A 14,273-nucleotide genomic window follows, 5' to 3' on the forward strand; every position below is an offset into this window, starting at 1 on the left:
CGATGGTACAAAAACACTGTCAAATAATTTTTATAGACGCTTTCATATTGAGGGTAGACAGGTTTAAATGAGCATTAAAAAAGACAGGCGAGACCCTGTCTTTTGATATTCACGTCTTATTCTAATGTAAATGCTGGCTTATAAGCACCTTTATAAACATCTTCAATAACCTTAACAGTTTCAGCAGTTTTGAATGCTTCAATGACCTTTTTATAAGTTTCGTTATCTTTATCAGCTGTTCTGGCAACAATCACATTAATATATGGGTTATCGCCGCCTTCTACAACCTGTTCAATATAAATTGCGTCTTGGTTTGGTGTATATCCATTATCAACCGCATGAGCGCCATTGATGAAGCCAGCCGCTACATCATCAAGCAATGCCGCTGTCTGACTTGCCTCAACCTGTACAAACTGAAGATTTAACTTATTCTCTGTAACATCCTTAACCTCTGGTGTATAACCAGCTGCCGGATCAACCTTGATCAACCCTGCCTGTTCAAGAACCTTTAAGGCACGGCCGCCGTTTGTCGGATCCTGTGGAATTGCGATTTGATCACCGTCTTTTAATTCATCTAAAGATGCAATCTTCTTAGAATAAATACCAAATGGGGCGATGATTGAATCGGAGATAGCGGTAATATCGTATCCTACTTCTTCAATTTCTTTGTTTAAATAAGCATAGTGCTGGAATGCATTTAAGTCAATTTCACCTTCTGATAAAGCGCGGTTTGGCTGTACATATTCAGAAAACACAACGAGCTGCAGGTCAATGCCTTCTTCTTTTAACGCAGCGATAGCCGGGTCCCACCATTCATTTGTTGTACCAACAACACCCAGCTTAACCGTGATTCTTTCATCGGTTGGGTTATTACCCTCTGTCTGATCACTTGGTTTGTCATTGGAGCTGCAGGCAGCAAGGGAAAGTGATAATAGGCATGCACATAAGATTTTTGATAATTTTTTCATTTTAGTTTTCTCCTTTTCTAATGTGTAGTTTTCTGAATCAGTACGTTGCTTATTGACTGAATCAAAGTAATAAAGATTAAGATAACGATACAGGATACATAGGTAATATCTGTCTGATGCCGTGAATAACCATATTGAATCGCAAAGTTACCGATACCGCCGCCGCCGACAACGCCGACCATGGCAGTCAGACCGATCAGTGAAATAAGGGTTATGGTTGTGGCACGGATGATACCTGGAATACTTTCTTTTAAATAAACGCGGATGATTGTCTGAAATGGGGAATCGCCCATCGACTGACTAGCTTCAATTAATCCGTAATCAACTTCCGCCAGCGCAGACTCAATCTGTCTTGAGAAGAAAGGAACCGTACCCATAATCAATGGGAAGATTGCGCCGCGGACACCAATTGTTGTACCGGCAATTGCGCGGGTCATATCCATCAGCAAAGCAACCAATATAATGAAGGGAATGGCGCGGAAGATATTGACAAGCTTATCAAGAATCGTCCAGATGATTCGATTTTCCAGGATGCCATCTTTATTTGTAACTGTAAGCGTAACGCCAAAGATCAGGCCAAATACAAAGGAGATAATGCCTGAAAAGGCAATCATCTGAAGTGATTCAACACATGCCTGAACGAAAGCGGGCCACTTATCAATAACGTTAGGCATCAGCTGAGTTAGGAAGTCTAGCATGTTTTCAGCACCTCAACTTTCACATTATGCTCTCTTAAATAGAGAATTGTTTTCTGAATATTTTCTTCTTCACCGCTGAGCTTCACCACTAAGCTGCCAAGCGGTGTATTTTGAATAATTTCGATATTGCCGAACGCAATATTTGAATCAATATTGAACTGTCTTGATACATCGGAAATCAATGCCTTATCGGTATTGCCGGCTGTATAATGCAGGATGACAAGGCTTTCGCCCTTTGCCAGCTGGACGATTGGATCATCTGTTTCAATCAGTTCATAGATCTTATTAATCGTCGATGTGGAATCGATGAAATCACGGGTTACCTGCTGTTTAGGCGAAGAGAATACATCAAGAATATTGCCCTCTTCTACAACCTCGCCATTTTCCATGACTGCCACTCGATTGCATATTTCTTTAATTACAGCCATTTCATGAGTAATCAATACGATAGTAATTCCTAACTGCTCATTGACATGCTTCAGCAATCGCAGGATTGATTTAGTCGTCTGCGGATCAAGGGCACTGGTTGCTTCATCACAAAGCAAGACCTTTGGATCATTAGCCAGTGAACGGGCTATTGCCACACGCTGTTTTTGACCGCCGCTTAATTGTGAAGGATAAACATTGGCTTTTTCTTCAAGATCAACCAGCTTCAGCAGTTCATTTACCTTTTTGTTGATCTCATCCTTACTCAAACCGCTGCCTTTTAAGGGGTAAGCAATATTTTGAGCGACTGTGCGGGAACGCATCAGATTGAAATGCTGGAAGATCATACCGATCTTTTTACGCACTGCCCTAAGCTCTTTTTCAGGCAAAGCCGTCAGCTCAATGCCGTCAACACTGACTTGACCGCTGGTAGGTCTTTCAAGCAGGTTGATACAGCGCACAAGTGTTGATTTACCGGCACCGGAAAATCCGATAATCCCATAAATTTCACCGGCGCCAATATCCAATGTAACATCTTTACAAGCATGAACCTCTAAACTTGGTGTCTGAAAGGTTTTGGTGATGTGATTTAGTTTAATCATAATGGTTTCACTCCTTATCTATAAAAAAACTCGTCTCCATATAGGGACGAGTTATCGTGTTACCACCCAGGTTCATATTGTTCTCACAAACAATATCTCATCAAGTACGCTGAATCATCAGTTATACTCTATCACGTTAACGGGTGCTGCCGTCACAAGCTACTGCCTTTCACCTGTGCCACTCCTTGACCATCTTCACTTTAAGCGCCTCTTGTTTATTTGCACCAACCATAAACTCTCTGTTTTGACTTGCATTAAAGCTACTCTTCAATTCCTTGTGTTTCTTAATGCTATTACATTATCATTTTCGTGAAAATAAGTCAACTGGTTTCTGAAAAATTATGAATTTTCACATTAATGACTTTGACTGAAAACAAATCATTCTAGCTGTTCATTTAATCAGCTAAATTATATGTATTCAGCGGGAAGGTAATGCCGACGATGGTCTGATGGCCGCTCATTCGAAAATCAATACCAAGATTAAGCTTGTTGCAAAGCTGTTTGCAAAGATAAAGGCCCAAACCCGTTGACGCTTCCTGCTTGCGGCCCCGGCTGCCGGTAAACCCACGGTCAAACACTCTGCCGATTTCATTATCAGCAACCCCGCTGCCATTATCTTTGATCTCAAGCAGGACAGAGTTAGCATACTGACAAGCACAGATTTCAATCTGCGGCTGACTGGCATCGCAGTATTTTAACGCATTGACAAGAATCTGATCAAGAATAAATTCAACCCATTTATTGTCTGTATAAACATTGAGATCAAGATTTTCCAGCTTTAAACCGATGCCCCGCATGATGAAAATCTTCGAATGTTTGCGGATTACTTTATTTACCATTTCCTCAAGCGTAAATTTTTTAATAATATAGTCCTTTTCCAAGGTAGAGGAACGGGCATAGAATAAAGCCTGTTCCACATAATCCTCAACCTTATTGACTTCTTCAAGCAGGGAATCTCTAACCGGAGATGGGTTATTTTCAAGAATCAGCTTTGCCGCCGCCAAGGGTGTTTTAATTTCATGAACCCACATTTCAATGTATTCTTTATAATCAAGCTGCCGATACTTATACTCATTCACATGATCAAGCATCGATTTATCACATTCCTTAAGCAGCTCATAAAGAATTTTACCATCTAAAAAATTAGGCTCTTCCATGCATTCGCTTAATAAATACTTCTGATCAAGCTTTTCCATTGTCATCATCCATTCATCATAAGTATTCTTTCGCCGCATATATTCCACAACAAAGCTGCCTAAGGTATACGACCAAAACAGAAAAGTTATGACTAAAACGATTTCAATCTGTATTTTAGTGATCAGCATAAAGCTAAGCATTGCCAAATAAACTAATATCGCCGCCACAAGCAGCAAGAATTTTTCCTTAATAAACTCAATTGTTTTCATCAACCATATACCCCAATCCCCGTCTTGTCTGAATTAAATCATCAAGCTTCAGATATTCCAGTTTTTTACGCAGCCGGTTGATATTCACGGTTAATGTATTGTCATCGACAAAACAATCGCAGTCCCACATATGCTGCATCAGATTATATCTTGATACAATTTGATTCTTATTGGTAAACAGACAATGCAGGATTCGCAATTCATTTTTAGTAAGCTCAACGCTCTGTCCCTTATAGCTGACTACACTTTTTGAAATATCCAAGGCTACGTTACGGACAATTAGCTGCTGGGGATTGCTGGCATAAGCGCGTTTCAGGATTGATGCGATTCTAGCTAATAAGATCTGCAGATTGTAAGGCTTGGTAATATAGTCATCAGCTCCCAGATTCATCGAGACAAGCTCATCGATTTCCGAATCACGGCTGGTGACAATCAAGATTGGAATAAAGCTTTTTTTGCGTACCTCCCGGCATATATAATGTCCATCCATGACCGGCAGATTCAGATCAAGCAGCAAAAGATCAGGCTTAAGCTGATCAATGCTTTCAAGAATATGTTCAAAATCATCAGGTGCTGATGTCTTATATCCATTTTTCTGCAGAAAATCACTAAGCTCATTCCTGATCTTCTCATTATCTTCAATTATCATAATATGCATGATGTTCACCTCTCCATCATTATAACACTACATCAGCATCCAAATAAAAACTTTTAAACGATGAAGTGTTCCCTTTATAATTTGTATCATTATTTCCATGTTACATCCCAAACTCCTTTTCTGTATAGCCAAGTACCAGAATACAAAAGATGATTCTGATATTATTTAGTAAATGTTTCATCCTGCATTCCTCCTTTATGGCTTTAGTATACGATAGAATCAGTGTTTTACCCATCGAATCAGCTAACAGAAAGCTATCATTTTTGTAAGGTTCATACACAAAAATCCAGATCACTGATCTGGATTTGCATAAGCTAAGTGAGTGCTGATTGCTTCAAATAAATGATTCATATCAATCGGCTTGCCAAGATAATCATTCATGCCGCTTTGCAGGGCATTGTCTACATCCTGTTTAAATACATTCGCCGATAAACCAATGATTAAAACCTCATTGGCATCATCACGATCTAGGGAACGGATAGTTCTGGTGGCTTCCAGTCCATTCATTTCCGGCATCTGAATATCCATCAGAATTAATTGATATGTACCTTCTGGAGAGTCTTCAAATTGTTTTACCGCCTCAGCACCATTGAAAACCGGATCAACAGCCGCCTGACAGCTTTCAAGCATAGTGACCACGATCTCAGAATTAATTTCATTATCCTCCGCAAGCAGTACACGGATATTCTGTAAAGAATCAATATTAGGTGTATAATCATCAATCACGGGTATGTCAGCTTCCACCGGCGGCCGTTTTAAGGGTATATTGACGATAAAGCGAGAGCCTTCGTTCAGCTTGCTTTGTAACTGAATATCGCCGCCCATCATTTTCGCAAACTTGCCACTGATTGCCAAGCCAAGTCCTGTTCCGCCATATTGCTTCACCGTAGATGCCTGAGCTTGTTCAAAGGGTTCAAAAATACGTTTTTGGAATTCTTCACTGATACCGATGCCACTGTCAGTAATGATAAATTCAATATTAGCGGTATCATCTGATAACTCTTTTTCTCTTACTTCCAGTGTTACTGAGCCGCCCTTAGGTGTAAATTTTAAAGCGTTAGAAATTATATTAACTAAAATCTGACTGATTCGCAGTTCATCACCAATCAATGTATGAACACTGATATCTTTATGACTGATAGTGAAATCAACATCTGCATCACATGCCTTCTGCGCAAACATACTATGAATGCGGTCAAGCACTTCCGGTAATTCAAAGACTTGATCATCAAGCTCAATCTTGCCGCTTTCAATTCTTGACATATCCAATACATCATTGATCAATGACATCAGATAGGCAGAGGACAGATCTATCTTATCCAGACTGTCTAAAAGCTTTGGTTTATTATCGGCATTGCGCCGAGCGATTTCAGTCATACCGATAATGCCGTTCATTGGTGTTCTGATTTCATGCGACATATTAGAAAGGAATTCACTTTTAGCTTTATTTGCATGTTCAGCACTTTCTAAAGCAACCTGAGTCAGCCGCTGCTGCTTCTCAAATTTCAAAAACAATAAAATCAGCATCAAAAAGGCAGCGCTGAGGATCATGAATAAGATCAGGGCATGATTGACTTGATGATGGGAATAGTTTTCCGCGGCCGATACCGCCTGATCAGATAATACGAAAAAATCCTCGCTTAACGTATATAGCTGCTGACTGTCACCGCTTTGGCGTACAATCATGATTTCATCCTTCAGTGTATCAAAGGCAGCCTGCAGCTGTTTAATATATTGCTGATACTGTTCATCAGGCAGCTTGGTGAGTTTGTTATCCCCATGGCCGCTTGCCAGTTCACTGAGAATAGCATCCAGCCTAACGATCAGTTCATCATCGGGCTGCATCGCCATTTCCTGTTTAACCAGCCGCTGTGAGGCTCCGCGGATAATGCCGGTATAATTGATTACTCTCGCGTTTCCCTGCAGACTCCAGATGGTAGTAAGCATCACCAGAGCGATGATGCAGAAGAGAGCTGTAAAGAAAACAGGTATGACTTTTCTGATTTTATATTTATTCATATGAATTCCATCCCTAAGCCCCAGCTTTATGATTATATTATTATAAAATTTATGCTTTACATATATGATTAGTATATCATATTTACAAGGTTTTCCATTGATTCATGAGGTTTTGCGCAAATTAAAAAAACAGTTTAACTAATAAAAAACTCTCCGCGGAGAGTTTTTCTATTTATTGGAATTGTTTCATAAATTCGCCGATTTTTTCCAGCGCACCTTTGATTTCTTCAATGCTGTATGCATAGGAAACACGGATATACCCTTCACCTGCAGATCCAAAGGCATCACCCGGTACACAGGCAACATTCTGTTCCTCAAGCAGGCGCTCACAGAATTCTAATGAGCTGAGTCCAGTGCATTTAATACTTGGGAAAATATAAAAGGCACCTTCCGGCATATGTGTTTTTAAACCGATGCGGTTAAAGCCATTAACAATGAAATTACGCCGCAGCTTATACTGCTCCACCATCTCATCAACATGGCGCTGACCATTGCGAAGACCTTCAATCGCGCCGAATTGCGCGGCTGTCGGTGCCGACATAATAACATATTGATGAATCTTTAAAATCTGGGTTATAAAGGTTTCATTAGCAAGCATATAGCCAAGCCGCCAGCCAGTCATCGCAAAAGCCTTAGAAAAACCGCTGATGATAATAGTAAGATCCTTGATCTCATCAAAATTAGCCGGTGAACAATGTTTTTCAGAATAGCTTAATTCCGCATAAATTTCATCACTGATCACAATCAGATTATGTTTCTTGATAATCGGAATTAACGGTGCATAATCTTCACGCGTCATCACCCCGCCGGTAGGATTGGAAGGGAAGTTCAGCAGAATTGCCTTTGTTTTATCAGTGATTGCCGCTTCTAACTGCTGAGCGGTCAGTTTAAACTGATTCTCTTCTTTTAATTCAATAAAAACAGGCACCCCATCGGCAAGAATCACACTTGGCTCATAAGCTACATAACATGGCTGAAGCAAAATAACTTCATCACCTGGATTCACAATGGCTCTTAAGGTAATATCAATGGCTTCTGAACCGCCGACTGTCACAATGACATTTTTTACCGGATCATAGTCCAGATTAAACTGCCGGTGCATATAGCTGCAGATTTCCCTGCGCAGCGGCAGCAGTCCAGCATTGCCGGTATAGAACGTTTTACCTTGTTTGATAGAATAAATAGCGGCTTCACGGATATGCCATGGTGTCGCAAAATCAGGCTCGCCTACACCGAGTGAAATAACCCCTTCACGGGTAGCTGCCAAATCAAAAAATTTACGGATACCGCTAGGTTTAAGAACTTTGACCTTATCGCTTAGTAATTCTTCATACATTAGGGCGTCACAATTAACCTTTCATTTTCATCATCTTCATTTTGGTCAAAGATTACTCCAGCTGATTTATACTGCTTCAGCACAAAGTTAGTAGACGTACCCGTAACACCATCTACAACTGCCAGCTTGCTGCCGACAAAGTTCGCAATTTCCTGCATACTCTTGCCGTAAATAATTACAATAAACTCAGTTTTGCCGCTCATCAGATACATTGTATCCACTTCTGGATAGGCATAAATCATCGAAGCGATGCGGTCATAGCCATAATCACGTTCCGGTGAGCATTTCACATCAATGACGGCAGTTACACGGTCAACATTAGCCCGATCCCAGTTAATGATGGTATGATAACCATTAATGACCTTTTCTTTTTCAAGTTCAGTGAGGGTATCTAAGATGTTTTCTTCACTTTCCTGTAAAATATCCGCTAAATCACTCACCGTCCTTCTGGCATTCTTTTCTATGAGTGATAATAATACTTTTTCTTCCATAAGTTCACCTCTCAACATTCTATTCCTATTGTACCTTGAAAAAGATTTCTAGTAAATGATAAATTATCATAATTTAATGAAACAAACTGAAACAAGAAGATGAGTGATTGAGTATGCATATGTACTTATGTTATGATAAGGAAAGAAAGAGGGAATAAGTCATGGAAATGTATATGCTGTTGAGCGGTTCAAAAGCTGAGGTTTATGATATTGTTCTGGATTCTTTGTATTATGAAGTGAGTCAATCCTCGAATAAGAAAATTAATAAATCATCTTTAAAGAAGGGTTTTAAGCATACAAAGCATCAGAAAAAAGGAAAGCATACAGTTGATTATCATTATCATCTGACTGAGCTTGATCCTGAAAAGGGTTATAATTTAAAGGTTCAGACAAATAGTGGTACGATTACAATGGGGATGCGTTTTGAATCTGAAGAAAATGGTCTATGTGAAGTTTGTTACTATGAGGATTTTAAGGCTAAGGTTGAAGAACATGGTTTCTTGTTTAAAGTATCAGATTTTTTCTATCAGCGTAAAATCAAGCGCAGAGCAAAGCGCATGCTTAAGGAAATCGATCAGGTGATTAAGAATAAGCATCGGGATGCTGCCAAGGCTGCAGAAGAGGATTCAGCAGAAGAGAATGCAAGCTAAGCATTAAGCATACCAGGTTTAATGATTCAGACAATGCTTCAAAGCGATTTGTTTTCAATCAGCGATTAAAGAAAATATATTATAATAAATAATGATTCCCCCTTCGCAATTTGTACTGCTTAGGAGGAATCATTTTTATGATGCGGAATTTAATTCAAAAGTATATGTTTTACCGTCAATCGTAAGATAGACATAGCCATCATTGACATAAACAACGGTGGAACTTGAAGGGTTTCCTGAATTATTGCCGGAATTTGAATTTGAGCTTGTGCTGTCGGTATCACTTTCTTGTTCATAATAGCTGGCATAGGCGGCATTGCCGTCACGGTCAAGACTGATTCTTACCGGATATCCGACTCGCAGCTTATTGGCGGCAAATAGTTCCTTGATGACATCGGTGGAACAAGTGTAATTACCGCCGGCAGTAAAGGAGGTAACATCTTCCAGATTAGCGCTGATTTGGGTAATCGTGCCATATGCATAATTGCGGTATACCCATAATTTATTTGTTTCAGTGGAATAATACACAACATCACCCTTACGCATTGATACGCTTTTTTCTACACCATTGAGATAGGTAGTTGGTGAAGTCAAACCGAAATCACTGGCAGATGCTGAACCGGTCAGGGCAATCGGCCCCACAGCATTGACATCGATAACATCGGATAAACTTAAGGAATCACTGCGCAGCGTATAACCTAAAGACTGGGCAAGTGTTTGATTGCTGTTTTTTAAAGCAGCTGACAGCGCGTTGTAAATCAGCTGGGCATAATCACCCTTAGTCAATTGCTGATTGACATTCAATGCTGTATTATCCAATAACCCTTTAATTCTGGCTGTCTGATAAAGCAAGTCTGATCCAGCGATTTCATTTGCTGAATAGCCCAGTATCAGCAGGAGTGATTTAATTGCTTCATCAGTGGTAATTGTCTGATCCGGTTTGAAATAGCCTTTCGCATAACCGCTCATATAACCTAATGAGGCAACGGTTTTAATATATCCTGCATATTGATTTGAATACGAAACATCACTAAAGGGAGAGGTGTAGGAATTGGCAGCGGTTGTACCATAACCGGCCAGAAGATACAGTGCCTTGGCAAATTCGGCTCGTGAAATCGGTGTTGTTTCACTGATTGTATTATCACTGTCATAGGTCAGTAAATTCATTAATACTAAAATCTCATAGATTGAACTGGCTGCGGCTTGCACTGGCTGTGCATTCCCCAATACCAGCAGCATGCTTAAAGCCGCGGTAATTAATTTTTTCATTTGCTTATTCTCCTAACTATAACGCAGCGCTTCAATCGGACTTAGACGCGCAGCCTTGCGGGCTGGTGAATAGCCGAAAAGGATGCCGATACCCACTGAAACGCTGAATGAGACGGCAACGGATAACAGTGATATTTTTACTGTCATACCTAAAAGACCTGATGCGATGTAGGCTAAAATAATACCAAGGAAGATTCCGGCTACCCCGCCCATGGCGCTGGTCAGTCCCGCTTCAATTACAAACTGAGTCAGAATATCACGGTATCTTCCGCCTAAAGATTTACGAATACCAATTTCTTTAGTTCTTTCGCTGACTGATACAAGCATGATATTCATGATGCCGATACCGCCGACCAAAAGGGAAATGGAGGCTACCCCCACTAATACAAGTGTCAGTGTCGAGGTTAATGAATTAACTTGTTCCAGTGATTCAGCGGCGCTGCTGATGCGGTAATAATCAGAGCTGGTAAACTTCGTATTCAGAAATGCTTGAATATCATTGATCCCAGCTTCTACGCTGGTGCTGCTTGAGGCATTGAACAGATAAGAAGAAATGGTTGAATTGCGGGTCAGACGGGAGGCGGCTGAGTAGGGAATCAGAACGATATCATCATCGCTGCCCTCACTGCTGTCTGCCTTCTCTTCAAGTACACCGACAATTTCATAGCTTTCCGCGTTAAGCTTAATTGATTTGCCGATCGGACTCTTGCCGCTGAATAATGTGTCGGCTATATAAGTGCCGATCACTGCCACCTTGAGCCGGTTTTTGGTATCCCCATACTGCAGCAATCTGCCTTCATTAAGCTGATAACCCTTAATGCTGGTGTAATCTTCATTAACACCGAAAGCTGTAGTTGAGACATTTTCATTATCCGCCTTTGCAGTTACTGAGATATTGACCTGCGGTGAACAATAAGCCAAATTCTCTGAACTGTCAAGCACCTCAATCATTTCATCAACAGCAACCTGATTATCAGCGGAACGACCGGTAATATTGACTGTAATTAATTCGGTGCCCAGGGTTGAAAAGGATTCGCTCATGTCACTTGAGAAGCCATTGATTAGGGCAACTAAAACGATAACTGAGGCAACGCCGATAATGATTCCCAGCATCGTCAGAAAGGAACGGAAGCGATTCCCTTTAATGCTTTTCACGGCCATTTTAAATGCTTGTTTCACTTGCATAGGCACACCTAATTCAGCGTATCGCTGACTACTTTGCCATCATGAATCTGAATCATTCGCTTCGCCTGATGGGCAATTGAATTATCATGGGTAATCAAAACGATCGTATTCCCTTCATTGTTTAATTGTTTCAATAGTTCCAGCACCTCAATGCCGGTTTTAGAATCAAGGGCACCGGTAGGTTCATCCGCTAAAATTACACTTGGATCGTTGACTAAGGCACGGGCAATGGATACCCGCTGCTGCTGACCGCCGGATAATTCATGCTGATAATGCCTCATTCGGTTGGCAAGCCCGACCCGTTCTAACGCGCGGATAACCTTTTCATAGCGTTCTTTTTCCGGCACATTGGCATAAATCAGCGGCAATTCAACATTTTCATAAACATTAAGCTTGGGGATTAAATTGTATTGCTGGAAAATAAAACCTAATGTGCGGTTGCGGATTTGAGCCAGCTGATCTTCATCATAGCGGGTGATGTTTAAACCGGTAAGTAAATATTCACCCTCACTGGGCAGGTCAAGAGCGCCGATGATATTCATGCATGTTGATTTGCCGGAGCCGGACTGACCGACAATGGCCACAAATTCCCCTTTATCAATAGTGAAAGAAATGCCGTCAATGGCCCTTACCTCACTGTCACCCATATGATAGATTTTGTATACATTTTTAAATTCAATCATCACTGCATTCCTCCTGGGCCGCCCATACCGCCGCCTTGCGGGCCGCCCATGCCGCCGCCGTCAAATGAGAAAGCACCGCCGGATGAAGAATCTTTACCGATATTCATCATATTTGGTTCACTGTTGCTGGTATTGCCGCTGGCATTTGATACCGCATAAACAGTCAGCCCTTCCTTTGCACCATCTAAAATCGCGGTATAGCTGCTGTTTGACAGACCGGATTCCACTTTCAAAAAGTAATATCCCTTATAATCATCAGATTTAATGATTTGGCCTACTTCAGCGCTTTGAATAGATTCGGCAGTTTCCGCATTTAAAGACTTAGCGCTTGCTTCATCAATCAGCAGCATATCATTGCGGGAAACACAGCTGATTGGCGCACGCAATGTATCATTAGCTTCCTGAGTGATAATCTGTGCCGTTACATTCATTCCCGGCAATAATTCATCACACTCTTCTAAGGTAACCGTTACAGGATACACCGTTACACCATTAGCGGTTGTACCATTTAATACGATGGCTGTAATTTCACCGGTATAAACCTTATTTACGGCATCGGCTGTTACGGTGACCTTTTGTCCCACAGAGACATTTTTAATATCTAATTCATCAATACTCATAGTGAATTTCATACTGGAAAGATCAGCGACGATAGCCATTGTCGTTCCCGCTTCATTAATCGTATCGCCAGCCTGTATATTCTTGCTTAAAACGGTACCATTGCAAGGTGCGGTAATGGTATATTCAGCAAGCTTTTCTTCTTTATTCTTATAGCTTTGTTCGGCATTGGAGAGTGAAAGCGCCGCTGATTCTCCCTGCAGTACAGTGCTGTCATTTTCAAGCTGTACCAAAAGATCCCCTTGATTGACATAATCATTTGTATCAATATTTAAAGCAGTGATTTCGCCTGATGTTTTTGCTGTCAGGGTTGCCGAAGAATTAAAGCTGATGCTTCCCTCATTATTGCCCGCGATGCCGTTGACGATTGCCGCCGCACTGTCAAGCTCAGTAATACCGCCTGGATTTGTGAAGCTGATTTCCACATCACTTACATAAGCATTCGCGCTGTTATAATAAGCACCGCTGTTGATCTTGCTGACTGTCCCGCTGACTGTTTCACCGCTGCTCAGCAAGTATACCGCTGCTGTATCGTTGATCTTTATTGAATCAATATCTGAGGCGTTAAACTGAAGCCGCAGTGTGCAATCCTCATTGTTGACAATCTCGGCAATTTTTGTGCCGCTGTTAACACTTTCTCCGACCTTGACATAAACCTCGCTGACTAGTCCGGAAAGCGGTGCGGTAATAGTTAAATTGGTGAGCGCTGTCTGTGCCTGCTGAGTGGTTAACTGCTGCTGCTTCAGGGAAAGACTCGTGTTGTTTAATTCCTCAACAGCATCGCTGTTATCTAATTCATAAAGGACTTGTCCCTCGCTGACACTGTCACCGATCTCAAAATCATCGCTGAGCACCTCGCCCTTAACATTGGCGGTTAAGGTATAGGTTTTAGCGGCCGTTAAAGTACCGCTGCCGCTGATACTGGTGGTAATGCTGCCAGTATCCAAAGTATAGGGTGTATAAATTACTTCATTGCTGCTGCCGCTTACCTTTAAGGCATAAACGACCCCTGATGCGCCAATCAGTACCGCACAGCATAAAATGGCTGCCCTCTTTTTTGTGAAATGGATATTAGGAAGCTTTTTAGGTAGTTGGACTTTTAGATTCATCTCAGAAACACTCTCCTTTTCATATCATATACAATACGGTTAGCAAGTGAATGATATTTGTTGGCTAAGTGAAAATTAGCTGAAAATACCAAGAATTACCTGAGCAAATAAGAAAAGTCAATGAAAGGCACGGTTTTAAGTATGTATACTATAAC

13 protein-coding genes and 1 other annotated feature are annotated in these 14,273 nt (G+C 41.1%); of the genes, 1 reads left to right on the top strand and 12 read right to left on the bottom strand.

Going from position 1 to position 14,273, the window contains the following annotated elements:
* Positions 1-116: 116 nt before the first annotated feature.
* The 8 genes from DWZ33_RS10460 to DWZ33_RS10495 form a co-directional block, all read right to left on the bottom strand.
* Positions 117-968 carry a MetQ/NlpA family ABC transporter substrate-binding protein gene (locus tag DWZ33_RS10460; RefSeq protein WP_022938712.1) on the bottom strand — a complete coding sequence of 284 codons (852 nt, stop codon included), beginning with the start codon at positions 966-968 and terminating at the stop codon, positions 117-119.
* 17 nt (positions 969-985) lie between these two features.
* Positions 986-1,666, bottom strand: a complete 681-nt coding sequence (locus DWZ33_RS10465) for a methionine ABC transporter permease (RefSeq protein ID WP_022938711.1) — start codon at positions 1,664-1,666, stop codon at positions 986-988.
* On the bottom strand, positions 1,660-2,694 hold the full coding sequence (locus DWZ33_RS10470; RefSeq protein ID WP_118454779.1) for a methionine ABC transporter ATP-binding protein: 1,035 nt from the start codon (positions 2,692-2,694) through the stop codon (positions 1,660-1,662). Before DWZ33_RS10470 ends, DWZ33_RS10465 begins: the two co-directional genes overlap by 7 nt.
* A 39-nt stretch (positions 2,695-2,733) precedes the next feature.
* Positions 2,734-2,979 (bottom strand) — a binding site (T-box leader).
* 110 nt (positions 2,980-3,089) lie between these two features.
* The gene (locus DWZ33_RS10475) at positions 3,090-4,100 is read right to left on the bottom strand and encodes a sensor histidine kinase (protein WP_022938709.1); all 1,011 of its coding nucleotides are present in this window, start codon (positions 4,098-4,100) and stop codon (positions 3,090-3,092) included.
* Positions 4,087-4,761 carry a response regulator transcription factor gene (locus DWZ33_RS10480; RefSeq protein WP_118454858.1) on the bottom strand — a complete coding sequence of 225 codons (675 nt, stop codon included), beginning with the start codon at positions 4,759-4,761 and terminating at the stop codon, positions 4,087-4,089. Before DWZ33_RS10480 ends, DWZ33_RS10475 begins: the two co-directional genes overlap by 14 nt.
* Before the next feature lie 288 nt (positions 4,762-5,049).
* Entirely contained in the window at positions 5,050-6,777 is a 1,728-nt protein-coding gene (locus DWZ33_RS10485) for an ATP-binding protein (protein WP_118454780.1), read from the bottom strand.
* A gap of 172 nt (positions 6,778-6,949) precedes the next feature.
* Positions 6,950-8,113 (bottom strand): aminotransferase class I/II-fold pyridoxal phosphate-dependent enzyme, encoded by a 1,164-nt coding sequence (locus DWZ33_RS10490; RefSeq protein ID WP_022938706.1) that lies wholly within the window; start codon positions 8,111-8,113, stop codon positions 6,950-6,952.
* Positions 8,113-8,604: an Lrp/AsnC family transcriptional regulator gene (locus DWZ33_RS10495; RefSeq protein WP_022938705.1), complete on the bottom strand. Its 492-nt coding sequence runs from the start codon at positions 8,602-8,604 to the stop codon at positions 8,113-8,115. Before DWZ33_RS10495 ends, DWZ33_RS10490 begins: the two co-directional genes overlap by 1 nt.
* 161 nt (positions 8,605-8,765) lie before the next feature.
* Between DWZ33_RS10495 and DWZ33_RS10500 the strand changes: the two genes are divergently transcribed.
* Entirely contained in the window at positions 8,766-9,254 is a 489-nt protein-coding gene (locus tag DWZ33_RS10500) for a DUF3284 domain-containing protein (RefSeq protein WP_022938704.1), read from the top strand.
* Between the two features lie 135 nt (positions 9,255-9,389).
* Here DWZ33_RS10500 and DWZ33_RS10505 read toward each other — a convergent pair whose 3' ends face one another.
* Genes DWZ33_RS10505 through DWZ33_RS10520 form a run of 4 tightly spaced genes read right to left on the bottom strand, consistent with a single transcriptional unit; the run spans position 9,390 to position 14,118 of the window.
* Positions 9,390-10,523 carry an S-layer homology domain-containing protein gene (locus DWZ33_RS10505; protein ID WP_118454781.1) on the bottom strand — a complete coding sequence of 378 codons (1,134 nt, stop codon included), beginning with the start codon at positions 10,521-10,523 and terminating at the stop codon, positions 9,390-9,392.
* Positions 10,524-10,535: 12 nt separating this feature from the next.
* The gene (locus DWZ33_RS10510; protein ID WP_118454782.1) at positions 10,536-11,708 is read right to left on the bottom strand and encodes an ABC transporter permease; all 1,173 of its coding nucleotides are present in this window, start codon (positions 11,706-11,708) and stop codon (positions 10,536-10,538) included.
* 8 nt (positions 11,709-11,716) lie between these two features.
* Positions 11,717-12,391 (bottom strand): ABC transporter ATP-binding protein, encoded by a 675-nt coding sequence (locus tag DWZ33_RS10515; RefSeq protein WP_022938701.1) that lies wholly within the window; start codon positions 12,389-12,391, stop codon positions 11,717-11,719.
* Positions 12,391-14,118 (bottom strand): efflux RND transporter periplasmic adaptor subunit, encoded by a 1,728-nt coding sequence (locus DWZ33_RS10520; RefSeq protein WP_118454783.1) that lies wholly within the window; start codon positions 14,116-14,118, stop codon positions 12,391-12,393. Before DWZ33_RS10520 ends, DWZ33_RS10515 begins: the two co-directional genes overlap by 1 nt.
* Positions 14,119-14,273: the final 155 nt, after the last annotated feature.

The organism is Dielma fastidiosa (genome assembly GCF_003475485.1).
In the GTDB taxonomy this organism is placed as follows: Bacteria; Bacillota_I; Bacilli_A; order Erysipelotrichales; family Erysipelotrichaceae; genus Dielma; species Dielma fastidiosa.